Annotated in this window: 1 protein-coding gene; it reads right to left on the reverse strand. The window is 63.2% G+C overall.

From position 1 onward, the window contains the following. Positions 1-1,858 (reverse strand): immunoglobulin-like domain-containing protein (locus ACIPZF_RS26090; protein ID WP_400804957.1); only part of this gene is annotated, 1,858 nt, incomplete at both ends.

Below are 1,858 nucleotides of genomic sequence, written 5' to 3' on the forward strand. Positions count from 1 at the left end.
CGGTCGACGTGTCGATGGTGTCGCTGACATTGGTCACGGCTTCAGCCGGATTGACCGCCAGCTTCTCGAAGTCACCACCGGTGGTGCCGGTGATGCTGGCTTTGACCTGGCCGGCATCTTTGTAGACATCGTCCGATGGCGCTGGGACGGTCACGGTGCCCGAAGTCTTACCGGCGGCGATATTGATGGTTGCGCCATTGCTCAGGGTCACGGTCATCGCCGTGCCGGCCGGGTTGCTCAGGGTCGCGGTGTAGACGATCTGGCCGCCTTCAGCGACGTCGCCGGTTGCGCTCAGCACCAAGTTAGTGGTGGCCTGGGTTGCTGGGCTGTCGGTGACCGTGGTCGTGGTATTGCCGGTGGTTACGAGCTTCTCGTAGTTGCCGCCCTCGACCTTGGTGATGCTGTTGGTCAGGGGGGTGTTGGTGTTGTAGACGTTGTTCGGCGCGGTGAAGTTGACCGTGCCGGTGGATTGGCCAACATCGATGGTGATGCTCTGGCCGTTGGCCAGGGTCACCACCAGTGGCGAACCGGTCACCGGTGCCGAAACCGACGCGGTGTAGGTCACCACGCCACCTTCGACGACCGAGCCATTAGCAGTCAGCGTGACCGTGCTGGTGTCGATGGTGTCGCTGACATTGGTCACAGCTTCGGCTGGATTGACCGCGAGCTTCTCGAAGTCACCGCCGGTGGTGCCGGTGATGCTGGCTTTGACCTCGCCGGCGTCCTTGTAGACGTCATCGGTTGGCGCAGCGACGGTGACCTGGCCAGCGGTCTGGCCGGCGGCGATATTGATGGTCGCGCCGTTGCTCAGGGTCACGGTCATCGCCGTGCCAGCCGGGTTGCTCAAGGTGGCGGTGTAGACGATCTGACCGCCCTCGGCGACGTCGCCGGTTGCGCTCAGCACCAGGTTGGTGGTGGCCTGAGTCTCTGGGCTGTCGGTGACCGTGGTGATCGGCGCACCAGCGGTTTCGAGATTCTCGTAGTTGCCACCTTCGACCTTGGTGATGCTGTTGGTCAGTGGCGCATTGGTGTTGTAGACGTTGTTCGGGGCGGTGAAGTTGACCGTGCCGGTGGATTGGCCAACATCGATAGTGATGCTCTGGCCGTTGGCCAGGGTCACCACCAGCGGCGAACCGGTCACAGGTGCCGAGACCGAAGCGGTGTAGGTCACCACGCCGCCCTCAACCACGCTTGGAGACGCGGTCAGGGTCACGGTCGACGTGTCGATGGTGTCGCTGACGTTAGTGACCGCTTCCGCTGGGTTGACCGCCAGCTTCTCGAAGTCGCCGCCGGTAGTACCGGTGATGCTGACTTTGACTTCACCGGCATCCTTGTAGACGTCATCGGTTGGCGCAGCGACGGTGACCTGGCCAGTGGTCTGGCCCGCAGCGATATTGATCGTCGAGCCGTTGCTCAAGGTCACGGTCATGGCCGTGCCCGCTGGATTGCTCAGGGTGGCGGTGTAGACGATCTGGCCGCCCTCGGCGACATCGCCAGTCGCGCTCAGCACCAGGTTGGTGGTGGCCTGAGTCTCAGGGCTATCGGTGACCGTGGTGGTCGGCGTGCCGGCGGTTTCCAGTTGCTCGTAGTTGCCGCCTTCGACCTTGGTGATGCTGTTGGTCAGCGGGGTGTTGGTGTTGTAGACGTTGTTCGGCGCGGTGAAGTTGACCGAGCCGGAGGACTGGCCAACATCGATGGTGATGCTCTGGCCGTTGGCCAGGGTCACCACCAGCGGGCTGCCGGTGACTGGAGCGCTGACAGAGGCGGTGTAGGTGACCACGCCGCCCTCAACCACGCTTGGAGACGCGGTCAGGGTCACGGTCGACGTATCGATGGTGTCGCTGACATTGGTCACGGC

Origin of the sequence: Pseudomonas sp. NPDC089752 (assembly GCF_044748725.1) — a bacterium.
GTDB lineage: Bacteria > Pseudomonadota > Gammaproteobacteria > Pseudomonadales > Pseudomonadaceae > Aquipseudomonas.